At 63.4% G+C, this 26,112-nt stretch carries 17 protein-coding genes; 7 read left to right on the forward strand and 10 right to left on the reverse strand.

The features are described 5' to 3' along the window. Nucleotides 1-101: 101 nt before the first annotated feature. Nucleotides 102-1,724 carry an alpha,alpha-trehalase TreF gene (gene treF, locus A8V01_RS00715; RefSeq protein WP_425437239.1) on the forward strand — a complete coding sequence of 541 codons (1,623 nt, stop codon included), beginning with the start codon at nucleotides 102-104 and terminating at the stop codon, nucleotides 1,722-1,724. Between the two features lie 262 nt (nucleotides 1,725-1,986). On the opposite strand, the gene A8V01_RS00720 is transcribed toward treF, so the two are convergent. Then, nucleotides 1,987-3,039 carry a sugar phosphate isomerase/epimerase family protein gene (locus tag A8V01_RS00720; RefSeq protein WP_103094035.1) on the reverse strand — a complete coding sequence of 351 codons (1,053 nt, stop codon included), beginning with the start codon at nucleotides 3,037-3,039 and terminating at the stop codon, nucleotides 1,987-1,989. Between the two features lie 17 nt (nucleotides 3,040-3,056). Then, entirely contained in the window at nucleotides 3,057-4,178 is a 1,122-nt protein-coding gene (locus A8V01_RS00725; RefSeq protein ID WP_103094036.1) for a Gfo/Idh/MocA family protein, read from the reverse strand. A 231-nt stretch (nucleotides 4,179-4,409) separates the two neighbouring features. On the opposite strand from A8V01_RS00725, the gene A8V01_RS00730 reads away from it, so the two are divergent. The 4 genes from A8V01_RS00730 to A8V01_RS00745 all read left to right on the forward strand — a co-directional run bounded on the left by A8V01_RS00730 (nucleotide 4,410) and on the right by A8V01_RS00745 (nucleotide 9,438). Continuing rightward, a complete protein-coding gene (locus tag A8V01_RS00730; protein WP_103094037.1) occupies nucleotides 4,410-5,360 on the forward strand; it encodes a sugar phosphate isomerase/epimerase family protein in 951 nt (316 codons plus the stop codon). Further along, nucleotides 5,357-6,679, forward strand: a complete 1,323-nt coding sequence (locus tag A8V01_RS00735; RefSeq protein ID WP_103094038.1) for an MFS transporter — start codon at nucleotides 5,357-5,359, stop codon at nucleotides 6,677-6,679. Before A8V01_RS00730 ends, A8V01_RS00735 begins: the two co-directional genes overlap by 4 nt. Beyond that, nucleotides 6,669-8,282, forward strand: coding sequence for a GMC family oxidoreductase (locus A8V01_RS00740; RefSeq protein WP_103094039.1), 1,614 nt, complete (start codon nucleotides 6,669-6,671; stop codon nucleotides 8,280-8,282). The genes A8V01_RS00735 and A8V01_RS00740 overlap by 11 nt, the downstream gene beginning before the upstream one ends. A gap of 127 nt (nucleotides 8,283-8,409) precedes the next feature. Beyond that, nucleotides 8,410-9,438, forward strand: a complete 1,029-nt coding sequence (locus A8V01_RS00745) for a LacI family DNA-binding transcriptional regulator (protein ID WP_103094040.1) — start codon at nucleotides 8,410-8,412, stop codon at nucleotides 9,436-9,438. A 24-nt stretch (nucleotides 9,439-9,462) separates the two neighbouring features. Here the strand turns inward: A8V01_RS00745 and A8V01_RS00750 are convergent, their stop codons facing one another. Further along, nucleotides 9,463-10,701, reverse strand: coding sequence for an amidase (locus tag A8V01_RS00750; protein ID WP_103094041.1), 1,239 nt, complete (start codon nucleotides 10,699-10,701; stop codon nucleotides 9,463-9,465). Between the two features lie 99 nt (nucleotides 10,702-10,800). Here A8V01_RS00750 and A8V01_RS00755 point away from each other — a divergent pair, with 99 nt between their 5' ends. Beyond that, a complete protein-coding gene (locus A8V01_RS00755; RefSeq protein ID WP_103094042.1) occupies nucleotides 10,801-12,015 on the forward strand; it encodes an MFS transporter in 1,215 nt (404 codons plus the stop codon). Nucleotides 12,016-12,180: 165 nt separating this feature from the next. On the opposite strand, the gene rutA is transcribed toward A8V01_RS00755, so the two are convergent. The 3 genes from rutA to A8V01_RS00770 all read right to left on the reverse strand — a co-directional run bounded on the left by rutA (nucleotide 12,181) and on the right by A8V01_RS00770 (nucleotide 16,917). Then, a complete protein-coding gene (gene rutA, locus A8V01_RS00760) occupies nucleotides 12,181-13,263 on the reverse strand; it encodes a pyrimidine utilization protein A (protein ID WP_103094043.1) in 1,083 nt (360 codons plus the stop codon). Between the two features lie 24 nt (nucleotides 13,264-13,287). Further along, complete coding sequence (locus A8V01_RS00765) at nucleotides 13,288-14,655, reverse strand: amidase (RefSeq protein ID WP_103094044.1); 1,368 nt, start codon at nucleotides 14,653-14,655, stop codon at nucleotides 13,288-13,290. A 138-nt stretch (nucleotides 14,656-14,793) separates the two neighbouring features. Continuing rightward, nucleotides 14,794-16,917 (reverse strand): TonB-dependent receptor, encoded by a 2,124-nt coding sequence (locus A8V01_RS00770; RefSeq protein WP_103094045.1) that lies wholly within the window; start codon nucleotides 16,915-16,917, stop codon nucleotides 14,794-14,796. 579 nt (nucleotides 16,918-17,496) lie between these two features. On the opposite strand from A8V01_RS00770, the gene A8V01_RS00775 reads away from it, so the two are divergent. After that, nucleotides 17,497-18,564 carry an oxidoreductase gene (locus tag A8V01_RS00775; RefSeq protein ID WP_103094046.1) on the forward strand — a complete coding sequence of 356 codons (1,068 nt, stop codon included), beginning with the start codon at nucleotides 17,497-17,499 and terminating at the stop codon, nucleotides 18,562-18,564. A 3-nt stretch (nucleotides 18,565-18,567) separates the two neighbouring features. Here the strand turns inward: A8V01_RS00775 and A8V01_RS00780 are convergent, their stop codons facing one another. From A8V01_RS00780 to A8V01_RS00795, 4 genes are all read right to left on the reverse strand, one after another. Beyond that, nucleotides 18,568-21,876: a trifunctional glycoside hydrolase family 18/polysaccharide deacetylase/glycosyltransferase family 2 protein gene (locus A8V01_RS00780; RefSeq protein ID WP_103094047.1), complete on the reverse strand. Its 3,309-nt coding sequence runs from the start codon at nucleotides 21,874-21,876 to the stop codon at nucleotides 18,568-18,570. Nucleotides 21,877-22,136: 260 nt separating this feature from the next. Next, nucleotides 22,137-22,868 carry an AcvB/VirJ family lysyl-phosphatidylglycerol hydrolase gene (locus A8V01_RS00785; RefSeq protein ID WP_103094048.1) on the reverse strand — a complete coding sequence of 244 codons (732 nt, stop codon included), beginning with the start codon at nucleotides 22,866-22,868 and terminating at the stop codon, nucleotides 22,137-22,139. Beyond that, nucleotides 22,865-25,474, reverse strand: coding sequence for a bifunctional lysylphosphatidylglycerol flippase/synthetase MprF (gene mprF, locus A8V01_RS00790; RefSeq protein ID WP_103094049.1), 2,610 nt, complete (start codon nucleotides 25,472-25,474; stop codon nucleotides 22,865-22,867). Before mprF ends, A8V01_RS00785 begins: the two co-directional genes overlap by 4 nt. Then, nucleotides 25,471-25,878 (reverse strand): DUF2147 domain-containing protein, encoded by a 408-nt coding sequence (locus A8V01_RS00795; protein WP_245892185.1) that lies wholly within the window; start codon nucleotides 25,876-25,878, stop codon nucleotides 25,471-25,473. Before A8V01_RS00795 ends, mprF begins: the two co-directional genes overlap by 4 nt. Between the last annotated feature and the right edge of the window lie 234 nt (nucleotides 25,879-26,112).

Below are 26,112 nucleotides of genomic sequence, written 5' to 3' on the forward strand. Positions count from 1 at the left end.
AAACCCTGAGCCGCCTGACCCGTTGCAGTCCCCAAGAGCCACGATCGAGGGGAAGTCAAGTGATTGCAGGCCGCTTTGCGCGCTACACAGCCAAACGCCGCATCGCACGCGGCAGCCGTGTCTGTTTGAGCGCACCCTTGCTGGCGCTTGCACTGATGGCCAATGCGCCGGCCGCGCCCCCTTCCCCTGCGGATCAGTTCGGGGATCTTTTCGCCGCCGTGCAGGAAGGCCACGTGTTCGAAGATGGCAAGACATTCGCCGACGCCGTCCCCAAACGCGCGCCTGATGCGATCATGGCGCAGTACAGCACCATGATCGCATCAGGCGCGCCTGCCACGTCGACCGACCTGCGGGCCTTCGTGCTGGACAACTTCACCGTTCCCGGCGTCAACGACCAGCCTCTGCCGCCGCTGCGCGATCATATCCGCGCCTTGTGGCCCCAGTTGTCACGCGAAGGCGCGGGCGATCCCCCCGCCGGCAGTTCCGCCATTCCTTTGCCCAAGCCCTATGTCGTGCCCGGCGGACGGTTCCGCGAAATCTACTACTGGGATTCCTACTTCACCATGCTGGGCCTCGTCGCCGACGGCCGCGACGATCTGGTCGAGGGCATGATCGATGACTTCACCAGCCTGATCGAGCGCTTTGGCCATATCCCGAACGGCACCCGCAGCTATTACCTCAGCCGTTCGCAGCCGCCGTTCTTTGCGCTGATGCTGGACCTTTCGCGCCAGACCGATGGCACCGTGCGCGCCCGGCGACTTGCCGCCTTGCTTAAGGAGCATGCCTACTGGATGAAGGGGGAAAGCTGCGCGCGCATGCAAACGCCTTGTGAGCGGGTGGTGCGCATGCCCGATGGCAGCGTGCTCAACCGCTATTGGGACGATCGAGACACTCCGCGCGACGAATCCTTTGCGGAAGATCGGGCCACTGCAAAGAAAGCCGCTTCCCGGCCCCCCGCTGAGGTATACCGGGACTTGCGCGCGGGCGCGGAAAGCGGCTGGGATTTCAGCTCTCGCTGGCTAGCCGATCCGCAGGACCTTGGCACGATCCGCACCACACAGGTCGTTCCAGTCGATCTGAACGCGCTGATGTGGGCCATGGAAAAGCGCATCGAGAAAGGCTGCAGGCAGGCGGGCGACCGGTCCTGCGTGAGCGATTTTGCCCGCCGCGCCGCCGCCCGCAAGCGGGCGCTCGACCGCTACTTGTGGCAACCGCGCGAACAGCGCTTCGCCGACTGGCTGGTTTCCGGGCAAAAGCCCAGCGCGGTGCAATCGGCCGCCACCCTGTTCCCGCTCTTCGTCGGCATGGCCGCACCCGATCAGGTCAGTGGCGTGGCAGCAACGACGCGGCGCACGTTGATAGCGCAAGGCGGCTTGCGCACGACCTCGCAGCGGACGGGCCAGCAGTGGGACGCGCCCAACGGCTGGGCGCCATTGCAGTGGGTCGCGATCGATGGCCTGCGCCGTAACGGAAAGAATGCGCTTGCCGGACAGATCGCCGCGCGTTGGCTGGGCACGGTTAACTGCACTTACCTTGAGACTGGCAAGATGCTGGAGAAGTACGACATAGAGGAACGCCGTGCCGGCGGCGGCGGTGAATATCCCTTGCAGGACGGGTTCGGCTGGACCAATGGCGTAACTTCTGCAATTATGCAGCAATATTCGTCACTTGTGCCCGGCCGCACTTTGCAATCCTGCGCTCCGACCGGGCAGATCGATGAATGATCCCCGGAAATGCGTCATTCCGGGACTTGCTGTTCTTTCGTACAGCTTGCAGATGATATCGTTTACATGTATAAGCCGGTTTATGCGTTGTCCTTAACCGGATTCTTGTCGCCAGGCGGTGCTCTCCTCCCTCAGCCGCCTGAGCTGGATAAGCGCACAAGCCTTCTCGGGTCGCAACCGTAGACGGTAAAAGAGAAACCCCGGAGCCTTCCGCAGCTCCGGGGTTTCCAATTTCAGCCCGCGGAACTTCGCGGGGGAAACATCAGGCCATGCCCATCCGGCGAAAGTCCGGCAATGCCCCGTCGCCGCCCGCAAAATCGTCGAAAGCATGTTCGGTGACGCGGATGATATGCTGTTCGATGAAGGGGGCACCTTCTGCTGCACCGACCTGCGGATGCTTGAGCGCGCATTCCCATTCCAGGACGGCCCAGCCTGCAAAGTCGTACTGCGCCATCTTCGCGAAAATCGCACCGAAATCGACCTGACCATCGCCCAGCGAACGGAACCGCCCCGGCCGCTCGACCCAGCCCTGATAGCCGCCGTAGACACCAGCTTTGGGCGACGGGCGGAATTCTGCGTCCTTGACGTGGAAACACTTCACACGCTCATGATAGACGTCAAGGAAGCCAAGGTAGTCCATCTGCTGGAGTACCATGTGGCTGGGGTCATAGAGGATGTTGGCGCGGGGGTGATTTCCGGTTGCGTCCAGAAACCGTTCGAACGTCACACCATCGTGCAGATCTTCGCCTGGGTGCAGTTCGAACCCGATGTCGACACCGCATTCGTCGAAGCGGTCGAGGATCGGCTGCCAGCGGCGGGCCAGTTCGGCGAACGCCTCGTCCACCAGTGCGGCGGGGCGCTGCGGCCATGCATAGAAATAGGGCCACGCCAGCGCGCCCGAAAAACTGGCCTGCGTGGTCAGCCCAAGGCGCTCGCTGGCTTTCGCTGCCAGATACATCTGGTTCACCGCCCACTGCTGGCGCACGCCCGGATTACCACGCACCGCTTCGGGCGCGAAGGCATCGAAAGCGGCGTCGTAGGCCGGATGGACCGCAACAAGCTGGCCCTGGATGTGCGTCGACAGTTCGGTCAGCGCCAGTCCGTGCTGTGCAAGGATACCCAGCACCTCGTCGCAATAGTCCTGACTCTCGGCGGCCTTTTCCAGATCGAACAGCCGCGCGTCGTTCGAGGGCACCTGCACCCCCTTGTAGCCGAGGCTGGCCGCCCATGCGGCGATCGAATCGAGCGAATTGAACGGCGCCTCGTTGCCGGCGAACTGGGCAAGGAAGATGCCCGGCCCCTTGATGGTCTTCATGTCCTGCGAACCTCTTGTTAGCAGACCGTGAAATCGACCCAGCCACGCTCGTCACGGCTGGCGGCGACGGCTGCGGCGACAAGCGCCATGCCGCGTAATCCATCCCCTGCGCCGGGGACGAGCGAACCGGACTGCCCGCGCAGTTCCATGGCGAAATCGCGATAGAGGTTGGCCAGCGATTCAAGGAGCCCTTCAGGGTGCCCGCCCGGCAGCCGTGTGCCGCGCCGGGCCACCTCGGAAAGTCCCGGATCACCGGCTCGCACGATCTCCATGCCGCCGTCGCCGCGCAGCCATTCCAGACGGTTGGGGTTCTCCTGGCTCCAGCGATAACCGCCATTCTCGCCATAAATGCGCAAGGCAAGATCGTTGCCTTCGCCGGTCATCACCTGCGAGGCCATCAGCAGCCCGCGCGCGCCGCCTTCGAAGCGCAGGAACATCTGGCAATCGTCATCGAGAAGGCGTCCGGGCACCACCGTACCAAGGTCCGCATTGATGCGGTTGACCGTCAGGCCGGTGACGAACTCCGCAAGGTGAAAGGCGTGGACACCGATATCGGCGATGCAGCCACCTTCGCCCGAGCGTGCGGGATCAAGCCGCCATTCGGCCTGCTTGCCCTCGCCTGCTCCGGCCAGCCAGCCCTGATTGTATTCGACCACGACCTTTCGCACCGGGCCAATTGCACCCGCTGCGATCCTTTCGCGCATCTCGCGAACAAGGGGATAGCCGGAATAGGTGTATGTCAGGCCGTAGGGAACGGGCGTCGCATCGAGCGATGCGGCAAGTTCGCGTGCCTCGGCCAGTGTTGCGGTCATCGGCTTGTCGCTCATCACCGCAATCCCCGCCGCGATCGCTGCGCGGGCTGCGGGAAGGTGGTGGAAATTCGGCGAAGCGATGGTGACGAACTGGATGCCGTCCTCGCGCTGTGCTTCGGCCGCCAGCATGGCTTCCACCGAAGGGTAGGCCCGCGACGGATCGATGCCATATCCGCGCCCGGCCTGCTCGCTTTTCGCGGCATCGCGACTGAATGCGCCGGCGACCAGCGCGATCTCGCCATCAAGCTCGGCAGCGATTCGGTGAACCGGACCAATGAACGACCCCGGCCCGCCGCCGATAAGGCCCATGCGAATGCGTTCGGACACGCTTTTCCTTCCCTTTTCAGTCGTCCGGCAAGGCTCTTCGAGGCTCACGCGACCTTACAAATGAAAACGATAACACAACAACTTTAGGCGGAAATCAGCCATTTGTCCAACCCCGTGATGGGCGTGACTTGACAGGGGGCGGCAATTGAGGCTTTTTCGCGAAAGAAAAGGTTTACATTGAGGGTGCGGGGCAATGGACGCGCACCTTCGTCAGACAAGGTGTGCTTGGCAATGCTCGCGTTCGGGGTCGATCTCATCACGTTCTTTCATCCCTGTTTCTGGGGGATGGCGGATGAGCAAGCGGTCATCGCCTTTGGCCGCGACAATCCGCGCCCGTTCTGGGACCGCATGCTGGACACGCTGCAGGCAAGCGGCGTCACCGGGATAGAGCTGACCTTCGACCCGTTCGGCCCCGAGGGCCTGATCGCCGCCTATGGCTCGGTAGAAGCAGCCAGGGGCGAACTCGATCGCCGTGGCCTGGCGATCGCCAGCGGCTTTTTCGCCGATGTCGCCATCGAAGGCGGCATGGGCGATGCGCAGACGGAGGCGCGCTGGCTTGACCGGGCGGAACAAACCGCAAGGGCACTGGCGGCATGGGGTTCGGACATCATGGTCATGGGCCTGCCCATGCGCACCAGTTGGGACGCGGAACCGCCGGTTTTCATCGATCTCGAATATGCCAGAACAGCCGCTGACTTCTGCAACCGCCTTGGCGCGCTGGCCCTGCGCCACGGCGTTCGGCTGGCCCTCCACACCGAAGCGCATTCCACCTTCTGCCAGCCCCGCGATATCGACCTGCTGCTGATGCTGACGGACCCCGTCTACGTCGGCTTCTGCCCTGACAGTGCACATATCCTGCTTTCAGGCGGCGATCCGGTCACCGTGGTGGCGCGTCATATCGAACGTGTGGTCACCGCCCACTGGAAGGACGCAAAAAGCGCGATGCCGATCAACATCCCGATCGATCACGGCATTCATCACGCCCACCGCGAATACTTCTGCGCAATCGGCGAAGGCACCGTTGACTTCGATGGCTGGGCCGCGCTCATGCTGGCGAAGACCGATCAGAAGTGGGCCATCCTGGAGATCGACGCCGTGCCCGATCCGCTGACCGAAACGCGCAAGTCGCTTGCTTTCGCGGGTGCGGTGCTTGACCGGCTTTCCGCAGAGACCGCTGCATGAACGCCGCACTGTCCTGGCGCGAAAAGCTCAGCTACGCGCTGGGCAACTTCGGCATCAACCTGCCGTTCGGCATGACCAATGCCTACCTGCTGTACTTCTACACTGACGTCTACGGCGTGAGTGCAGGCACGGTGGCATCGCTGTTCCTGATCGCGCGCTGCGTGGACGCGGTGTTCGATCCGCTGATGGGCCTGCTGATCGATCGCACCGAGACGCGTTGGGGCAAACACCGCCCGTTCCTGCTGTGGCTTGCGGTTCCCTTCGCCGTCTGTGGCGCAATCGTGTTCTGGGCACCGCCGCTGGATGGCTGGCAGAAGATCGCCTTCATCTTTGCCACCTACACGCTGATGGGAATCCTCTATTCCGCCGTCAGCCTGCCGCTCAACTCCATGCTGCCGACGCTGACCCGCGATCCCAGACAGCGCAACACCGTCAACGCCCTGCGCGAATTCGTCGGATCCTCGGCCACGGTCGGCATCGGCTATGCCGCGCTGCCGCTGGTCAAGAAGTTCAGCAACGGCGATGAGGCCCACGGCTTCCTTGTCCTTGCCGCGATCACCGGAACGATCACGCTGGTCTGCATGCTGAACGCCTTCGCGAACACGCGCGAACGGGTAGAGGTGGACCAATCCGTCGCGCGGCTCACCACGGCGCAATCGCTGCAGGCGACGAAGGGCAACTGGCCCTGGATCGCGACGATGCTGGTGAACTTCTTCTTCTGGATCGGCTTTACCGGGCACATCCAGTCCTTCGTCTATTTCGCGCAAAGCGTGCTGGGCGATGCCGAATTCACTTCCACCCTGATGCTGACGATGCTTGCGGTTCTGGTGGGCACGGGCCTTGCCGGCGTCTGCGCCAATGCCATCGGCAAGCGCATGACGGGTGCGATCGGCGCTGCCGTGGCGACCGTTTTCACCGCGATCATGCCGCTGTCGAACGACCACACATGGCTGATTGCCACCAACTGCGTCGCGTATATCGGACAAGGACTGATCGGCGGCCTGCTGTTCTCGCTGATGGCGGACGCCGTGGACTACGGCGCGTGGAAATCGGGCTACCGCGCGCAGGGCTTCCTGTTCGCGGCATCCAGCTTCGGCGTGAAGCTGGGCATGAGCGTGGGCGGCGCGGCGGGCGCGTGGTTCCTCAGTCTTGCCGCTTACGACGCCAAGGCCCCCGTTACCCCGGAAGTCGCCGCAGCGGTCATGGCAGGACACGTCTGGCTTCCGGCCGCAAGCTATGTCGCGATGGGCCTGTCGCTCATGCTGTTCCGCTTCCTTCCTGCCTACACCTCCAGCAACGGGGCAGTTCATGCGCACTGAGTTCGATTATATCATCGTCGGCGCAGGCAGTGCCGGCTGCGTCCTTGCCGAACGTCTGAGCGCCGACGGCACGAAGCAGGTGCTTCTCCTCGAAGCGGGTGGCCGCAACGAGGAATTGATGGTGCGCATGCCGCGCGGCATGGTGAAGATCTGGACCAAGCCAAAATGGTACTGGCCCTTCCCCGCCGAACAGCAGGGCGAACGGCCTGCGGGCGAAACCTGGTTCTACGGCAAGGGCCTTGGCGGTTCCAGCGCGGTCAACGGCACATGGTACTTCCGCGGCCAGCCCCGCGATTACGACAGCTGGGAAGCACAGGGCAATCAGGGTTGGAACTGGGCCGAGATCGAGCGCTGCTACGAGGAACTCGAACACTACCACGGCAAGGGCTACGGCCGGCGCGGCAAGCGCGGTCCGCTTGAAGTCACCGACGTGCCCGAAGGCGATCCCGTCCTGACCGGCGCGATCCTGCAGGCTGCGCACGAGGCGGGGATTCCCGTGCTTGATGACGTCAACACGCCCGGCACCGAAGTCGCCGGTCGCACGCAGCAGACGGTGGACCGGCGCGGCGCCCGCGTCACCGCCTATACCGCATTCCTGAAAACGGCGGCCCGGCGGCCCAATCTTACCATCCTGACCGGCGCGCTGGTGCGCCGCGTGACCTTTGAAGGCAAGCACGCCACCGGGGTACTCGCCGCGATTGACGGAAAGGATATCAACTTCACCGCAAGCCGCACCATCCTGACGGCAGGCGTATTGCAGAGCCCCAAGCTGCTCCAGCTTTCCGGCATCGGCCCTGCCGATGTGCTTGACCGCCACGGCATCGATGTTGTGCACGTGAACCCGCATGTCGGGCGCAACATGAACGAGCACATGATGGTCGCCTTGTCATGGCGGCTCAACAAGGCGCGCGGCCTCAACCACGAATTCCGGGGATGGCGCGCCTATTGGCACGGCCTGCGTTACGTGCTGACCGGAAAGGGGCTCATGGCATCGCTGCTGCCCGAAGTGTCGGTCATGGCATCGCTGGAGGCGGACAAGGACTGGCCCGACCTGCAACTTGGCATCTCGCCCTATTCGATGGCAGCATCCGAAGATGACAAGCCCGAGGCCGGGCGTGGCCAGACCGAAGCAGTCCCCGGCATCACCGCTACCGCATTCTGCCTGCGCCCCAACAGCCACGGCTACGTCGAACTGGCCAGCACCGATCCGGCAGCACCGCCGCGCCTTGTTCCCAACTGGTTCGCCGCCCCAGAAGACCGCGCCACGATCCTGCGCGCGATCCGCAAGGTGCGCGAAATCATGAGCCAGCCCGCGCTTGCGCCCTATATCGGCGCGGAAACCGTGCCCGGCCCTTCGATACAAAGCGATGAGGAAATCCAGCAGGCCGCGAACTGGATGGTCTCCACCGGCCTGCACGGCACCGGCACTTGCCGCATGGGCTCTGCCGAAAGCGGCGTCGTCGATGCCGGGCTGCGTGTCCATGGCGTGACCGGCCTTTACGTGGCGGATTGTTCTGCCATGCCGACGGGGATATCCGGGAACACGAACGGTCCCGCCATGGCCTTCGCATGGCGCGCGGCAGAAGTGATCGCGGCCCACTGACGATCGGCAGGGATGCGAACGGCCCTGCCCGTCGCATCCTTGCCGGACATCGAACTCAGCCTCAATATTTGCACCTTACGCAACTCTGCTTGCCCCGCTGCTTGTGCCTATGTAACGTTTACATACAATGGCGAATATCAAGGACATCGCCCGCGTTGCGGGAGTATCGGTAGCGACAGTGTCGCGTGCGCTCAGCACCCCCTCGCTGGTGCGGCCCGCCACGATCGAGCGGATAGAGGCGGCCATCGCCGATCTCAATTACGAACCCAACCACCTTGCCGCCGGCCTGCGCCGCCAGCGCAGCGACAACGTGATCGTCGCAGTGCCCAGCATCTACAACCCGTTCACCTCCGCTTTCGTGGAAGGGATCGAGAACGTCGCGCGCGCGAACAGGATGCGGGTACTTCTGGGTATTACCGAAGGCGATCCCGAAACGCTCAACAAGTATACGTCGATGATCGCGGGCAAGCAGGCAGACGGGCTGATCCTGCTGGAAAAGAACCTGCCCGATATCGTCCTCAATCCCCCCGCAAAGGGCAAAATGCCGCCGATGGTAGCGGCCTGCGAATATCCGCCAGACCTCAACCTGCCGCGCGTGCGCACGGACAACCATGAAGCCAGCGCCCTTGTCGTGGGCCACCTTGCCGAACTGGGGCACAAGCATATTGCCGCGATTACCGGCCCCCTCGACCAGTTCATGTCGATGGACCGGCTTTCCGGCTACAAGCTGGGCCTGCTGCGCGCACGGATAGACTTCGATGAAGCGCTGGTCGCTCACGGCGATTTCTCGCTGCAATCGGGTTACGACGCGATGATCCGCCTGCTCGACAGCGGGGTGGAATTCACCGCAGTCGCCTGCGCCAATGATGAGATGGCGATGGGCGCGATGAGCGCGCTGCAACAGCGCGGGATCTCGGTGCCGGATGATATGTCCGTTGCCGGATTCGACGACTTGCGCTTCGGGGCCTTCGCCATTCCCCCGCTGACAACCGTGCACATCCCTACGGTTGAGATCGGTGAGGCAGCGATGCGACTTATGCTGGATTCGCTGCTGCTGCAGGATCATGAAGGGCCGGCGCGCGAAGTGGTACTGCCGCATCGGTTGATCGTGCGCCAGTCCACCGCGGCACCCAGAAAGCGGCGCAAAAAAGCCTGAACTTATGCGGGTGAACGTGGCATGCTAAATGCTTGCCGCTGCCAATCGCAGTTCCACTTCGCGCGCGACGGCGATCAACCGGCGATCGTCATAGCGCGGCGCGACCAGCGACACGCCGATGGGCATCCCTGCGTCACCCCTCGCCAGCGGCAGGTTGATCACCGGTGCATGCAAAAGGGTCCAGGGCTGGTTGAACCGGGGTTCTCCCGGAGAGCGACCGAGCGGCGCGATACCCGGCGCGCTGGGGGCCAGCAGTGCATCCAGCCCCGCGATCGCCCGTTCGAAGCCCACCCGCGCCGCCGCCGCACGATCATGCGCTTCGCGCAACCGGGCGTCGGAATATGTCGCCAGCGCATCGACCCGCAAGTGGAAGTCGGCATGCAGCAGATCCGGCCGTGCCCGCGCCAGAGCGAGGAAGGCCGCCGCGCCTTCGCGAAACAGGATCGCACGATGATCGTCGTTGAGATGCGCGAATTCGGGCAGGCCGGCGATCTCCACCGTTTCGATGCCAGCCCGCGCCATCGCCGCGCTGACACTATCGAAAGCGGCCTGACCGTCAGGCGCCATTTCGTCCCACCAGGGTGTGCGGAAAACGCCGATGCGCAACCGAGAGCTGTCGAACCGCTCTGCCGAAGCAAGGCCGTAGACGTCACAAACGCGGTCGATCATGTCGAGGTCGCGCGCATACCAGCCCACGGTATCCAGACTATTGGCGTAAGTTTTCACGCCTTCGCGGCTGACAAGGCCCCAGCTTGGCTTGAAGCCATGGATTCCGCAGAAACTGGCGGGACGGATAGTCGACCCGCCGGTTTGCGTCGCCAGGGCCAGCGGCACATGTCCGTCTGCCACTGCCGCAGCCGATCCGGCCGAGGAGCCGCCCGGCGTGCGCGCCGTGTCATGGGGATTGGCGCTGGCGGCATTGCGCCCGGCAGCGGCAAATTCCGTGGTGTCCGTTTTCCCGATGATCACCGCACCTGCCGCACGCAAGGTTGCAACACAGGGCGCATCCTCCGACGGAACATGGCCGGAGAATAACGGAGAATTGTGCGTAAGCGGCATTCCGGCCACTGCAATCACATCCTTTACGCCCACGCAAACACCGTGGAGAGGGCCGGGTTCCGACTGATCCAGCGCCTTCGCCGCAGCCAGCGCCCCTGCATCATCAACATGCAGCCACGCGCGAACCAGCGCGTCCCGCCCGCCGATACGCTGCAATGCAGCATGGACATTGGCTGTCACAGGGGCGTAGGGGGTCTGGACCATGGAAATTCGGCTCCCAAGCAGGCGGCACCAAAGTGCGATATCCCGTGAATGTGACTTCCCGCTTGGCTCGTGTAAAGCATTACATTATGCAGTGCAGCAATGACCGCCACATCGACCGCCCATAGCGCGCCTGAAAAGGCGCCGTCCATCGCCTCCGCGCTGGCCACCACGACGACGATCCAGATCCTGTCGACGATGACGGCACTGGCGCTTACGGGCATTGCGCCGCTGGTCGCAGGACAATTCGGGCTGGCGCCGCATTATGTCGGTTATCAGATCAGCGTGATCTATGCCGCCGGAACCTTTGCTTCTGCCATGGCCGGCACGCTGATCCAGCATCGAGGGCCGGTGCAGGTAGAGCAGCTTGCCCTGGCCTGCTTCGGCACTGCGCTTCTGCTGCTGACAAGCGCAAGCCCGTGGCTGGCATTGCTGGCATCAATGGTGATCGGCCTGGGTTACGGGGTGCAGAACCCGGCGTCGGCGCAAATTCTTGGCGCCGTCACTCCGCCGCACCGCCGCTCCCTGATCTTCTCGATCAAGCAGGCCGGTGTGCCGATCGGCGGCGTCCTGGCAGCATTGCTGATCCCTGCGATGGCCGGGTGGCTGGGCTGGCGCACGACGTTCGTAGTGGGCGCAGTCCCGTGTTTTGCCATGATCGGCGTGCTGGCGCTAAAAGGCGGGCCGCAACGCCCCCCCGCCCCGGCCACGATCTCGGTCTGGCGCGGCTTCATCTATGAGCAGCGCCTGGTCTGGGGCAAGGCGCCGCTACGTGTCCTGGCGATGCTGGGGATGCTTTATTCCTCGCTTCAGCTTTCGCTGTCTGCCTTCGCCGTCATCATGCTGGTCGAACATCACTGGTCGATGGTCGAAGCCGGTCTTGTCGCCGGGGCGGTGCAGGCTTGCGGAGCACTTGGCCGCGTCTCATGGGGTGGGCTGGGCGACCGGTACGGCGGCTTCACGGTGCTTGCCCTGATCGGCGTCGTATCGATGGCCTGCATGATCGCATTGTGGTGGCTTGATACCCTGCCCGCCGTGGTGGCGATCGGCGTGCTGTGCATATTCGGCTTCTGCATGAGCGGTTGGAACGGCGTGGTCATGGCCGAATGCACGCACCACTGTGCACCTGAAGACGCCGGCCGTGTGATTGGCGGGTCCCTGGTCTACACCTTTATCGGCGTGATGATCGGCCCTGCGGCAATGGCGACGATCTACGGCTTGTGCGGTGATTACGGCACAAGCTTCCTGCTGGTGAGCTGGGTTGCTGGCCTTGGTGCCTTGCTGGCAGCGCGGGCGTCTCTGGCTGCACGCGACTGAGCTGCACCTTTCAGATTTCCGCATGAGCGGATTTGAGGAGCGTCGCGCTTCACCCGTTTCAAACGCACAGAGTTGAAAAAGGCCGGTCACGCTGGGTGCGTGACCGGCCGAGGCAGTTTGGACAGCCCGATGGAGAGAAAGACCGGGCCGTCAGGGTAACTCAGATCAGGCTGCTACAAGGCGATCCTGACGGCAGGCCATCAGCGGCTGCACCTTCTCGCCAAAGTCGACGAGGCCCTTTTCGAAGTCATCGAAGGTCAGCATGATGCCCTTGGTGCCGGGCACCGATGCGGCTTCGTCCAGCAGCCCGGCGACCGTTTCGTAGGAACCGACGAACGTACCGATACCAAGGTTCACAGCGCCTTCGGGCAGGTTGATGTGGCGCGCGGTCGAGCCTTCACCGGCCGTCTTGTCAGCCGCGCCCTGATCGCTCATCCACGCCAGCGCGTCGACGTCTGCGCCTTCGCGGTAGGACTGCCACTTGGCCATCGCCTTTTCGTCAGTCTCGTCGGCGATCACCATGCACAGGATGTAGGCGCCCACGTCGCGGCCGGTCTTCTTGGCTGCTTCCACCAGCGCCTCGACTGTCGGCGCGTGCTTGGTCGGCTTGTTGAGGCCACCGGCGGTGACAAAGTTGTAGTCGCCATAGTTCGACACGAATTCCATGCCGCGCGCCGACTGGCCCGCACCCACGATCTCGATCTTGCCGGTGCTGGGCTTGGGCAGAAGATGGCAGTCTTCCATCTGGAAATGCTCACCCTTGAAGTCCGACTTGCCGTCCGCCCACAGGTCCTTCATCACCTGGACGTATTCGCTGGCGTAGTCGTAGCGGTGACCGAAGTAGGCATCGCCCGGCCACATGCCCATCTGTTCGTATTCGCCCTTGGCCCAGCCGGTGACGACGTTGACGCCGAAACGGCCCGGTGCGACCGAATCGATTGTCACCGCCATGCGCGCAACCATGGCCGGCGGCAGGGTAAGAATAGCCGTCGAAGCGAACAGCTTGATCTTGCTGGTGACAGCGGCAAGCGCGCTCATCAGCGTGAAGCTTTCGAGGTTGTAGTCCCAGAACTCGGTCTTGCCGCCGAAACCGCGCAGCTTGATCATCGAAAGCGCGAAGTCGAAGCCATAGCCTTCGGCCGTCTGGACCAGCTTCTTGTTCATTTCGAAGCTGGGTTTGTACTGCGGAGCGTTCTCGGAAATCAGCCAACCGTTGTTGCCGATGGGAATGAACAGACCAATATCCATTGCAATGCTCCTGGGAGAGAGAAGTTAAGGGAGAGGAGGAGGAGACGGTACGCGCGCCAGCCAGGAAGTCGCCTGTTCATAGGCAAACCCTCCACGCAGCAAGAATTGTTCGGAATGGGGACGTCCGACGAGTTGCAAGGCAAGCGGCAGGCCGCGCGCATCAAAGCCCATCGGCGTAACAAGCGCCGGAAAGCCCAGCATCGAGATCGTGCGCGTAAGCGCGGACAGTTCCGCTACCATTGCCTGCATCTCGGCGCCGCCGGTTGCGCCGACCTGGCTGGCCAGCGGCACCGGGAAACGCGATGCAGGGGTAAGCAGGAGGTCTACGCCGGAGAACGGACCTGCCAGCATGTCCGACTGCGCGGATTTGCGGCGACCAAGCGCAGCCAGATAAGCGTCGGGAGGCACAGCCGCGCCGGCCAGCAGCCGGTTGCGCACCTGATCTCCGAAATCTTCCGATCGATCGGCAAGGTGCCGCGCATGGAAGGCCGCAGCTTCGGGCGCCCATATGTCCGCGGCAATATCGGGATAGCCCGAATGGTCGGGGATCGCCACATCGACGACTTTCGCACCCAGATCCGCAAAGACCTGCCTTGCTGTGGCAAAGGCAGCGGCGACTTCCGGATGAAGGTCGTTGGTGAAGTAGCTGGTCGGCACGCCGATCGTCATGCCCGAACAGTCGGCAACCAGATGTGCTTCGTATTCGCTATCCGACAGCACATCCATCAGGCGCGCCAATGAACGGCTGGAAGTGGACAGCGGCCCCGCCGTGTCCAGCGTCCTCGACAGCGGCATCATCGCAGTATCGGGAAGCAGCCCATTCGTGGGCTTGAGCCCGGCCACGCCGCAGAAGGCCGCAGGAAGGCGCACGGAACCACCAGTGTCCGATCCCAGCGCCCCCGTGACGATGCGCGCGCCCACCGCTGCGCCCGAACCCGATGACGACCCGCCAGAGATCGCATCGCCGTTCCATGGATTGCGACACCGGCCAAGATGCGCGTTGTGGCCGGTCGGGCCCATCGCGAACTCGGCCATGTGCAGGCGGCCGATCGTGATCGCGCCTGCCGCGGCCAGCCTGGCCATTAGCGGCGATGTTTCGGTGGGCACATGGCCCTGCCAGATTTTCGAGCCGGCCTCGGTGGGGATACCGGCGCGGTAGAACATGTCCTTGTGCGCCAGAGGCACACCATGCAGAGGCCCCCGCAGCGATCCGCGCCTGCGCTGTTCATCGCAGGCACGCGCCTGATCAAGCGCAGTCTCTGCCTCGATCGCGACGAATGCGTTCAGATCGCGCCAATCCTCGGCGCGCTCCAGCGCATCGGTGACGGCATCGACGGCGCTCAAAGCACCGCTGACGATGGCCTGTGCAAGTTCGACGAGATCGTGAGGCATGGCTGTCCTGTCCGCGAGGATCGGGTGTTTCGGTGCGGATGGGAAGAGGGTTACCCCCACCCCCCGCGCTTGCGCTCGCGGAGGGTGGGAGGGAGCGCGGGACAGTCCGGAGGAGAGAAGGACCATCCCGCTTTCTCGTCAGAACGAGTAAGTCAGACGCGCACCGTACGTACGCGGCGGAGCGAACTGGACAAGGTAAGCGCTGGCGTAGCCGGCGTTGGCATTCGCCGTCAGGATCGTCTTGTTCTCGATGTTGCGCACATATGCGGTGATCGAGAACGGACCGTCATCCGGCGTGTACGTGATCTGCGCGTCGCTCTTCCAGTAAGCGCCCTGCTGCTCTGCCGCCGTATTGTAGAAGGTGAAGTAGCTCTTCGACTGGTAGCGGGTCTGCACGCGCGGGGTCAGGGTGCCACCCAGCAGGTGGAAATCGTGCTGGATGCCCCCCGAAAGCGTCCATTCCGGAGCCTGCGTCAGACGGTTGCCGGAAAGATCGCTGGCCGCCGGGCAGGTATCTGCGGTGACGGTGCAGAATTCCGAATACTTGGCGTCAAGCCACGCAACGTTGGCATCGATGCGGGTGTCCGGCGTGACCTGCCACAGCGTTTCCAGTTCCGCACCCCACACGCGCGCCTTGCCCGCGTTGAGGGTGTAGACAAGCGCGGTAGCCGGATCTTCCTGCTGCGTCTGCAGATCGGAATAGTCGTAGTAGAAGCCGCTCAGGTTGACCTGCAGCGTGTTGTTGAGGAAGCGGTTCTTGGTGCCGATTTCGTAAGCGATGATCTGCTCGGGACCGAACGAGGAATTGGTGGTGTAGCCGCCCGCCTTGTAGCCCTTGTCGACCTTGGCATAGAACAGGTTGTCCGGCGTCACCTGATAGTTGGCGCCGAAATGCCAGGTAACCTGATCGCCCGAATAGTGGTTATCGAGGTCCGCATAAGCGCCTGCGATATCGTTGTAGCCGACCTGGTACTTGTTGTCCTTGGTGTAGCGAACGCCTGCTTCAAGCTTCAGCTGATCGGTAACGTCGTAGCCGACTTGCGCGAAGGCGGCCTTGGACTTGCTGCCAACGTCATAGTCGAACGTGTAATAATTGAACGGCGTGGTGCCGGCGTCGCCATGAACCTGGAAATAGGTCAGCAGCGCATCGGTTTCCTTGAAAAAGTATCCGCCGACCTGCCACGTAAAGCCCGTCTTGTTGTTCGAGCTGAGGCGCAGTTCGTAGTTCTGATCCTTGACGTCTTCGTTCTGCTGGAAGCCGTAGTTGTAGACAGTGCCGCCGTCCTGATCGTTATCACGGTTCAGCGTCGACTTCTGGTATCCGCCGAAGAAGCTGAGCGTCGCGAAGTCCATGTCATAGGAGATCGCGCTGCGTACAGCCTTGGTGCGGATGCGGGTGTAGCCCTGATTGTTCAGTTCGAAACGCTTGGACGAACCGATTTCCAGCGTGCCATCGTCGTTGACGTCACTGTAAGGCACCGCCTTGATGGTGGAGCCGACGCCGTCCACGCGGGTCATCTCGCCGGTGACGAGGATCGAAAGACGGCTGGTCGGAGTCCACAGCGCATGGACACGGCCGCCGGTGACATTGCCGTCATCGCCATCCTTGAGCCCCGGATTGTCGCGATACCCTTCATGGGTCTTGCGCGTGCCGGCAAAGCGGAAGCTCAGCGTGTCGCTGACGGGGACGGTTGCGCCGACGTCGAAGTTGAGCGTGCCGTAATTGCCGATTTCGGCCGCGGCATCGAGCTTCCAGTCGTCGGTCGGCTTTACCGTTGCAATGTTGACGGCGCCCGCCGTCGCGTTGCGGCCATAAAGAGTGCCCTGTGGACCGCGCAGCACTTCGATACGCTCGACGTCGAACATCGCCGCGTTGAGGGCGAATGCGCGCTGAAGATAGAAGTTGTCGACCGAAACGGCGACCGCCGGATCACCCGTTTCCGAGTAGTCGCGGCTCGACACACCGCGAATGGTGATCATGGTATTCGCGTTGTTCTGAGCAATGTTGACGGTGGGCGCGATGTTGGACAGCGCATTGACGTCTGTAACGCCCGCCTTCGAGAGTTCCTCGCCGCTGGCGACAGTCATTGCGATCGGCGTGCTCTGGGCGCTCGTCTCGCGCTTGGTCGCGGTCACGACGATCTCGCCGAGGCCCTCGGATGCCGCGTCGGCCGCAGGAGCGGAATCCTGCGCGAAAGCAGGCTGGGCGAAGGCCGCGGCGATGGAAAGCGCGCTGGCAGTAAACGTTAGACGCTTGAGCAAGATTGGAACTCCCTGTGACCCGTTCTCGAATGATTGACGTTTTCATTACAATGACCGATTCGCGGATGAATGCAAGCAGCCCTTTTCGGCGCACATTGGGATGATGTTGCATATCATTGATTATATGACGTTTTTTAAAGATCATTAGCAAGGTAACGTTTTCATTACGCCATGAAGCGTCGCGCCGAAATGTGGCTGGAATTAGCCAGATCCCAAGGATTACAACGCCGTAGCGGCGGCGCCATGCACGCCATTGGTAAGCCGCAGTTCCCCCCGAATCGTCCCTTATGAGTGAAGCGCCGCTTTATCGTCGCACGGCCTTCCCGATCGCAGCGGAACGCGCAGGCTTGGCGGCATTTTGGCCGCTGATCAGACAAATCTGAGCAGGAGCCAGCCCGTCCGGGCCGGCGGGAGTACCAACTCGGCGATCTCACTTATGTAATCGTTACCAGTTCAAAGCGCAGCGCTTAAGAGTTGATCAGGGGGCAGCAGGCGGTACATCCGGTTTTGCGCCCTCAAAGGCAAAGGGGCCGAAACCGGAAGGCCGCAAGAAAAGGCCGCAAGAAAAGGATCGCAATCGTGAACAAGTCAGGCCGCCCTTTCCGAGTTGGCCTTCTTGGCTACGGATTTGCCGGGAAGACCTTCCACGCGCCGCTGATCGCCGCGTGCGAGAGCCTTTCGCTTCACGCGGTCGCCTCTCGCGATGCGGCCAAGGTCCATGCGGACTTTCCGGACGCCACGGTGTATCGCGCGCCCGAAGATCTGATCGCGGACGACATGATCGACCTTGTAGTCATCGCGACCCCCAACGACACTCATGCCCCCCTTGCCCGCGCGGCGCTGGAGGCCGGGCGCGATGTCGTGGTCGACAAGCCTTTTGCGCTGAATCTGGAGGAAGCGCGCGGCTTGATCGCGCTTGCCAAGGCGCGTGGCCGGCAGCTTCAGGTGTTCCATAACCGCCGCTGGGACAGCGATTTTCTTACCATACGCCGCGCCATTGAATCAGGGCTGCTGCGCCGCGTCACACATTTCGAATCCCGTATCGACCGGTTCCGCCCGCAAGTGCGCGACCGCTGGCGAGAGCATGCCGTACCCGGCGCAGGCATCTGGTTCGACCTTGGCCCGCACATGGTCGATCAGGCGCTGGCGCTGTTCGGCCTGCCTGACAGCGTTACCGCCAGCATCGCCACGCAGCGTGACGGCGCGCAGATCGACGACTGGGCCCATGCCGTGCTCAACTACGGAGAGCGACGCGTCATCATCCATGCAGGGATGCTGGTGGCGGGGGGATCTGCGCGCTTCACCGTTCACGGCACCGGCGGCAGTGCGGTCAAGGCGAAGGCCGATGGCCAGGAAGCGCAGTTGCTGTCCGGAATACGGCCCGGAGCACCGGGATGGGGAGAGGACGCCGACGATCTCATCTTTTTCAGCGGCTCTGGCGAACCCCGCACGATCGCGGCCACTGCGGGCGACCAGCGCGGGTTCTATACCGCCGTCGCCTCAGCCCTTGCCGGAGAAGGCCCGCTGCCGGTACGCCCGATCGAAGCCCTTGCGGTGATGGCCGTGCTGGAAGCAGGCGCTGCATCCGCCCGCGATGGTTGCACCATGCAATTGCCCCTCACGCCCGATGAGCGCGCTCTCTGGTAGCGGTCATCGGGCCGCTGCGGTGGCGGAGACGGAGCCGGTACGCTCCAGTTTGCCCCACCCCACTATCCAGCCGGCAATGGCAGATGCGATTGCGCGCAGCACGACCCAGTACATGATCTGGCGATAGACAAGGCGCTGCGCGACCAGCAGATGCGCTGGATAGCGAACACGCGCTCCGTCGAGGCGGTAGGCAATCCAGCCGCAGAGCACATCTATCGCGGTGAAGGCCATCCAATAGGCTCCCATCATGCCGACATCCCCGCTCGTCTGCGCCCCGCCGTGGGCCGAAACGCGCAGAGCCGTGCCGATGATCGAGACGATCAGCGCAAGGTCGATCAAGGGCGAAATCGCTGCGAAAGCGATCTGGAACAGCCATGCCTGTGGCAGCCCCACAAGGCCAAGCCCGGCCGGCCTGCGCGTGCGGATGACCGCGCGGTGCTTCCAAAGGCACTGCAGCGTTCCGAAAGCCCAGCGAAAGCGCTGCCGGGCCAGGGCGCTGAAACTTTCGGGCGCCTCGGTCCAGGCCACGGCGCGCGGATCGTAGGTGACGCGCCAACCGGCGCGCTGAATGGCGATGGTAAGATCCTGATCCTCGGCCAGCGTATCTTCGGGATAGCCTCCAACGCAGTCCAGAGCCGCACGCCGCCAAGCGCCGACAGCACCCGGCACTACGGTCATCGCATCGAACCCGGCCAGCGCCCGACGCTCAAGGTTCTGCGCGGTTATATATTCGACCGCCTGCCAGCGGGTGACCAGATTGACCCGGTTGCCCACCCGTGCATCCCCGGCGACCGCGCCCAGTTGCGGGTCTGCGAACCAGCGCGCAAGTCGGCGGATCGTTTCGGGTTCGAACTGGGTATCGGCATCAAGCGCGATGATGACCTCGCCGGTGGCTTGCGCAAGCGCACGATTGAGCGCGCTGGCCTTGCCCCCGTTCTTCAGCGTCAGCAACGTCACACGCGGATCGTGTCCGAAGGTGGACTGCACGATCCGGCTTGTGGCATCCTTCGATCCGTCATCGGCCACGATGACATGCAAGTCAGGATAATCGCTGGCCAGCACACGCGCGACGGAAGCGGCGATCACGCGCTCTTCGTTGTAAGCCGGGATGACGACCGAAACGGCGGGCTCGAAATGCGGAGGGTCCGGGCGGCGACGGCGGCTCTGATACCAGGCAAGCGCAGCCATTATCACCGCCCGCGCAATGCCGAGAGAGATCGCGAGGTAGAATATCCAGGCGAGCACCGCCGCCACGGCCATCAATGCCACGAAAGCGGCAACATCCACGCGCACCGCAGCAAGATCGGTCGTCGAGATTGCAGGCATCGCGCGCGCCTGCGGGATGCCGACAAGCTGTGAAGCAGTAACAAACGTGTAGCCTTCGGCCTTCAGTGCCTTGATGATGCGCGGAAGCGCGGCCACGGTTTGCGCACGGTCGCCACCACCATCATGCAGCAGGACGACGTTGGTTGCATTCTGCGGTGTCGCGGAGTGCACCTGGCGAAGTACCTGATCGACGATCTCGTCCTCTCCCGGCCGTTGCCAGTCGTTGGGGTCCACGTGGAGGCCCACGACCGTATAGCCCGCTTGCTGGGCAGCAAGCGCCGGGCCGAGTTCGTCCGGCGTGGTAGGCTCCGCATCCCCGAAGTAAGGCGCGCGAAACAAGGTCATGCTGCGCCCTGTGTAGGCTTCGACCAGCCGCTGGGTGGCGTTCAGTTCCAGCCGTGTCTGACGTGGCCCTGCATTGGCAAGGTTGGGATGGGTATAAGTGTGGTTGCCCAGTTCGTCTCCATCGGCAACGATACGCTTGAGCAAGCCGGGGCTGCCAAGGGCATTTTCCCCGATCACGAAGAATGTTGCAGGCACATGTGCCGCTTCCAGTTCACGCAGGATCAGCGGGGTCCATTTGGGATCGGGTCCGTCATCGAAAGTAAGCGCGATCCGTTTGGCATCGGCACCGCCCGAACGCTGGACCACGTAAGGTGTGGGCAGAGCAGCGTATGCTTCCTGATGGATAACGCCATTGGCATCGAAGCCTACTGTGCGGCGTCCATCACGCGGAGTGGCCGTGATGCGCAGGATTTCTCCCGAACCTTCGATATCGGCGCTGCTGAGCGCCCGAGGCGTCGAAAGGTCCGGGGCTCCGCCCTTGCGGAACGCGTTAAGATCATTCCAGAATCCGGAATCCTCGGTGCCCAGCCGCCAGAGCGCCATGTCCCGTATGCCAAGGCGCCGCAACGCAGCCAGTTCGTTCCAGCTTGCGGCGGCATCGAGCATCCAGATCGTATGATGCGCCTGATCGTCGTCATAGGCGAAGGCCGAATTGCCGCTTTCCGGGTCAAAGACGATCTTCGCATCGCTGTCATGCGCGGCAAGCCATGCATCCTCGATAGCAAGGGCATCCGTGTCCTTGCCGTGCCAGTCATAGGCATAGCTACCCAGCGCGATGACAAGGTGATCGGGACCGATGCGTCTGAGCGCGCTTTGCACTTCATGGATGAACCACCCCTGGGCGGCGATCGGACCGGGCGTGCCGCCCTCCCAATGCTGGTCATACGCCATGAAGATGACCTTGTCGGTCACTTTGGCCAGGGATTGAAGCGGCCAGCCTCCCTCGTCATCGGCAGGCGTCGTCACGGCCAGCGACGTCCCCTTGGGCATGGCCGCGTGCAGGCTGCGCAGGAAAGCAAGGTAATCGGGCATGGCACGCGCCGGAAGCGCCTCAAGGTCCATTACGAGGCCCGCATAACGCCCCTGCGCAACGGCTCCGCCGAGGCGTTTGGCCAGCGCGAGGCGCTGTGTCCGATCATGCAGCAGCGCGGCTGTTCCAACGCCGTCCCATCCATCGGTCCCGACGTTCTGGACCATCGGCAGAACCTTGAAATGGTGCGACTGGCCAGCGACGAGCCGGTCGAACCGGGCGTCCGGCTCAACCGTAACAGCGTGCCGTGGCCCGGCAATGTTGATCAGCGCAGGCACTACCCAGTCAAGATCATTGCCGTGATGCACCAGAGACAGAAAGCTGGCATCGTTGTTGGGCAAATAGAAACCGATGCTCAACGGCTTCTGCCCAGGCCCTTTCCGGCCACGCGGCAGCCATGACTTCAGCTCATGCCTGAAGGCGCCGCCATGCAACGTGGAGGGCTTCAGGCGCGGTGTCGGCAATTCCAGCTCACGCTGCGTCGGCACCGCAACAAGGGTTGTTGCGAATGCAGCTGCCCCCAGCAGGACAAGGATGAGAAGCACGGCAACGACACCGCGCGCCCAGCGGCTGCGGCGGCCGGTGGGGTCATAGAATATGGGGCTGCTCATATCGTCACATGTCCGGGGGATAGGGTATGCTCAGGCGATAGGCCCGGCACTTTCTTCGCGACCTGATCGGCGTCTTAAATTTTCGTCATGTTCGATGGCTCAGCCCATCATGCCGGATCGGAACCATCGGCGCATTGCGGGCAAGCGCCGAAGATCGCAGCCGCAGACCTTGCAACGGCAGGTCTGTATGCCCAGCGCATCGACCACGAACTTTCGAGGAGCGACATGCCGTTCGGCCCGGCAATCAGCCAGTGTCCCGCTCATGGCCGAAGCCCTGCCCGCGGCGCGGCTTCCCGCAGCGCGGCAATCGTCGTTGCCATGAGGCGCGCAGCGTCATGATTGAGGTAGTGGTCACCGGACAGCCCGATCACCCTTGCCCGTCCCTGCAGGGAAGGACACAGACTGTCCCTTTCTGCCAGCCCATAGACGCAGATGATCGGAGCCCAGTTGATCCGGCGCATCGCAGGCAATGGTCGCGCGTCCGGCTGGCCGGTATAGGCAAGACCAGCCGGATCGGCGCGAAAATAGACGTCGTGGGCGGGTACAGTCAGATCTATGGCAAGAACCCGGCGGCGAAGGTCCGGCGGCAGATCGGGGGCGCTTGTCGCAAGGATATCGGCGCCATACGACTGGCCCATCAGTATCACCCGGCGCGCCCCGGTCCGCGCCATGGCAAGACGGATGGCGCCGGCCAACACGGTATCCACATCGGCACGTGTACGGTGCGCGGCGAAGACGACCGGCGACGCCACGCCGACAACGGGCACTCCCTTGGCTGCGATCGCGGCAGCGACATTCGCTCCCATGCCAAAGCGAAAACCCATGTCGCCGGACAGAAATACTGCGGCGACACGCGGATGAGGCGCACTGCCCGGAAACATCTCTACAGGCCGGGTGCCAAGCAGCCCCAGCATCGGCGCGGCCAGTGCCCCGGCGCCCAGCACGGCCACCACCAGAAGCGCCAGGACAAAACGGGTGCGAAGGCGCGTCATGCCGGCAGCATTCCTGCATTCAGGGCGCTGGCAGGCACAGGCGGCATGGAGCGCGCGGGAGCACTGCCAGCTGTTCCGCCGATCAGCCGCGAAACGTCGTGCAATCCCTGGATAAGTCCAAGCCCGTTCGGCCCCGCGACGTAGCGTGGCTCCCAGTGCGGCGCGAACTTTTCCTTGTAGCCGCGCAGGCCACGGAAACCGTAGAACCTTTCACCATGCCGGAACACCAGCGCTGCCGCCTTGGCCCATGCCGGTGCCAGGGGCCCGCCATCGATGCCGGAAAGCGGCACCATTCCCAGCGTGAAGCGCCGATAGCCGCGCGCCTTGGCCCAGAGCAGGAGATTGGTGAACAGGAAGTCCATTGTGCCCCGCGGCGCGTCTTCCCGGTGCCGCATAAGGTCCACCGAAGCCTCTGCACGGTCCTGTGTGCACCACAGGTTGGCGAAGGCGACGATGCGATCCTCCACCATGACCAGAGCCATGTCGAAGTTCACCAGGTATTCGCGATCGAAGGCGCCAAGGCTGAAGCTCTTTTCGCGTTGCCCCTTGGCCGCCATCCATTCGTTCGAGATCGCTTCCAGCTCATCCAGGATCACCGGCACTGCTGCTGCGGGCACTACCCGCAGCCTTGCACCTGCGCGGCCTGCGGTGCGTTCGGACTTGCGCACGGATCGCAGCTGCGGCGTATCCAGTTCAAATGTCGTGAGGTCGACCACCGCCTCTTCGCCGTACTTCACGATCTGCAACCCCATGCCGATGGCAAGGTCCAGCATCGCCGGGGAAATCTCGTAGAGAACCAGCCGCCCCTGACGTCGGTGCGACATGTCGCGCAGGGCCCAGAGCAGTTCGCCCCACGATGCCTCCGCCCCCACCGGATCGCCCATGACGACCCAGCTGGAACCCTTGATCTGATACATGATGAAGGCGTCCTTGCCCTCGGACACCAGGAATTGCTTGTCCCCGGTCAGGGCAAGCATTGCCTCCGTGCGCGCGCTGCTGGCAAGGATGGCATTAATGGCGGCCTCATCCTCAGAAGCGGCACCGGCATCGCCACGGATCGTCCCCGGCGCACACAGCCTCCAGACGGCAACCCCGGCAAGCAATACCGAAGAAGCCAGAGCAGCACGAAGGTAACGCGGCGCATCGGCGCGCAGGGCGAACTTCCACCACAAGTCGTCGTTGTAAGGCACATGGCGGTAGGCAAAAAGCCCCGCCCAGAGCGCCAGCCCAGCAGCCATTAGCATGGCGGCGATCCAGCCTGCGGTGAACGGCGTCTCGGTCAGGGCAGTGCGGCGATAGAAGGCGCGGCGCGTGAACTGCAACAGCCCGGCAAGCATGAGGCAGCCCATAGCCTCTTCGTAATCGATGCCTTTGGCCAGCGAGAAGACTGCACCGGCCACCAGCAGCAACCTTGCGGCAAGGCAGGCTCCATCAAGCCTGCGATAAAGACCGGGCGCCAGCAACAACAGTGCGGTGCCGACAAGGCTGGCCGCGATGTGGCTTGCTTCGATTACCGGCAGGGGGACGAGGCCCGCCAGCAACCCCATGCGCGCGTGCACCGCAGGCAACGAGCCGGAAAGCAAAAGCATTCCCCCAACCAGAAACGTCGCACTTGCCAGCAGCAGTGGCGACAGGCTGGTGGCCGCGCCTCCCACCAGACGCGATAGCAGCGGGCTGCGCGCGCCTTCGCGCCACGCCAGCAGCAGTGCCGCGATCGCCAGCGGAAGCAGGTAATAGATGAGGCGGTAGACTATCAGCCCGGCAAACAGATGCGTGCGGTCCCCCGGTGCAACGGCAAGCACAACCGCCTCGAACACGCCAAGCCCGCCGGGCACATGCGTCACCAGAGCGACAACGATGCCCAGTGCATAGGCCAGAACGAAAAGCGGAAGCTGCGCCGGATCGGCTCCGGGAAGCAGCACGAAAAGCGCCGCACCAGCACACGCGATATCCACCACGCCAACGCCGGCCTGCAAGGCGATCTCATGCGCACAGGGCAAGGGCAGGCGAATGCCCGGCAGCTTCAGATGCCTTGTCCGGGCAACCGCGATCGCCAGCACCCCGAGCAAGGCCAGCACAGCGGCACCCAGCCCGTGCACGGCGCCTTGTTCCAGCACCACCGAGCCCACCTTCAGGCTGCCGCTGTGGAACAGCATCGCAGTGCCGCTGACGGCCAGCACACCTGCCCAGAAGTTTCCCGCAGCCAGCATCACCACTTTGGCAACGTCCGGCCCATCCAGCCCTGCACCGACATAGATGCGATAGCGCGCCGACCCGCCGGTCAGCAGCGAAAGGCCCAGGTTGTGGCTGAGCGTATAGCTGGTGAACGAAGCCAGTGCGGCGGTGCGCCATGGCAGGGGGCGCCCGATCGTTCTCAGGGCAAGGAAATCGTAGAACGTCAGCGTGAAATAGCTGGCAGAAGCAAGCACAAGGCTCAGGACAATCCGGCCGCCGTCCAGCGCGTGAACGGCCGCGCGCACCTGCGAATAGCGGATTTCGTGCGTCAGCGTATTCAGGGCCGCAAAGCCCAGCGAAATGACCGCCAGCACGGCAACGGCTTCCATCAGCTTGCGATGGCGGCGCAGGGCAACGGACAGCGCGGTCATGCGGGCACCTGCGCCACGCGGGTCCAGACCTGCGAACGACAAAAGATACCGCCCAGGATGCAACCGCTGATCTTCAGCCGATCGGGCGAAAGCGCCTCGATCCTGGAATCGAAGTGACGCCCCATGTCGGGCACGTAGACCGAGCCGCGCCAGACAGGCCCTTCGGCACGGTAATCGTGCAAAAGTTCAGTGCCGATCAGCGACGTGACGCCGCTGTCCTGCGCATCCGCCAACGCCTTGCCGCTTGCCCAGACCACGCGTCCGCAAAGGCCCTGCCCGCAGGCGCCGGTACGCACCGCGACGCTGCGAGAAGGATTGAGCCAGATACCCTCGGTGCAAGTCGCGGCATTCACGGCAACCGGCGCAGCAACGAGCGAGAAAAACAGGGCGGTTTTCAGCAGCATGGGACCGCTTTTGCATTCCGCCAGATTGCGGGACGATCGCCACAACATGAACAATCGGCAATCTGGAAGGCCGTCCCTTCCAAAAGGCGTGAGGTCTTGTCGTCGCCCGTACAAGGTGCATACGATGCTCAGACCTTGCTGCGGCCAATGGAAACATGAGCGAAAGTTAATTCGCTCCCCATCGTGCCGAATGGCGACGCGGCCCATAAGCGAAGGGCCGTAATTGTAAGGAAG

The sequence above is a fragment of the Novosphingobium guangzhouense genome (assembly GCF_002896965.1).
GTDB classification, from domain to species: domain Bacteria; phylum Pseudomonadota; class Alphaproteobacteria; order Sphingomonadales; family Sphingomonadaceae; genus Novosphingobium; species Novosphingobium guangzhouense.

Excerpts from the sequence above, each read along its gene's own strand:
- A8V01_RS00720 (WP_103094035.1), bottom strand. The coding sequence starts at position 3,039 with ATGAAGACCATCAAGGGGCCGGGCATCTTCCTTGCCCAGTTCGCCGGC.
- A8V01_RS00730 (WP_103094037.1), top strand. The coding sequence starts at position 4,410 with ATGCTCGCGTTCGGGGTCGATCTCATCACGTTCTTTCATCCCTGTTTC.
- A8V01_RS00735 (WP_103094038.1), top strand. The coding sequence starts at position 5,357 with ATGAACGCCGCACTGTCCTGGCGCGAAAAGCTCAGCTACGCGCTGGGC.
- A8V01_RS00740 (WP_103094039.1), top strand. The coding sequence starts at position 6,669 with ATGCGCACTGAGTTCGATTATATCATCGTCGGCGCAGGCAGTGCCGGC.
- A8V01_RS00745 (WP_103094040.1), top strand. The coding sequence starts at position 8,410 with ATGGCGAATATCAAGGACATCGCCCGCGTTGCGGGAGTATCGGTAGCG.
- A8V01_RS00750 (WP_103094041.1), bottom strand. The coding sequence starts at position 10,701 with ATGGTCCAGACCCCCTACGCCCCTGTGACAGCCAATGTCCATGCTGCA.
- A8V01_RS00755 (WP_103094042.1), top strand. The coding sequence starts at position 10,801 with ATGACCGCCACATCGACCGCCCATAGCGCGCCTGAAAAGGCGCCGTCC.
- rutA (WP_103094043.1), bottom strand. The coding sequence starts at position 13,263 with ATGGATATTGGTCTGTTCATTCCCATCGGCAACAACGGTTGGCTGATT.
- A8V01_RS00765 (WP_103094044.1), bottom strand. The coding sequence starts at position 14,655 with ATGCCTCACGATCTCGTCGAACTTGCACAGGCCATCGTCAGCGGTGCT.
- A8V01_RS00780 (WP_103094047.1), bottom strand. The coding sequence starts at position 21,876 with ATGAGCAGCCCCATATTCTATGACCCCACCGGCCGCCGCAGCCGCTGG.
- A8V01_RS00785 (WP_103094048.1), bottom strand. The coding sequence starts at position 22,868 with ATGACGCGCCTTCGCACCCGTTTTGTCCTGGCGCTTCTGGTGGTGGCC.
- mprF (WP_103094049.1), bottom strand. The coding sequence starts at position 25,474 with ATGACCGCGCTGTCCGTTGCCCTGCGCCGCCATCGCAAGCTGATGGAA.
- A8V01_RS00795 (WP_245892185.1), bottom strand. The coding sequence starts at position 25,878 with ATGCTGCTGAAAACCGCCCTGTTTTTCTCGCTCGTTGCTGCGCCGGTT.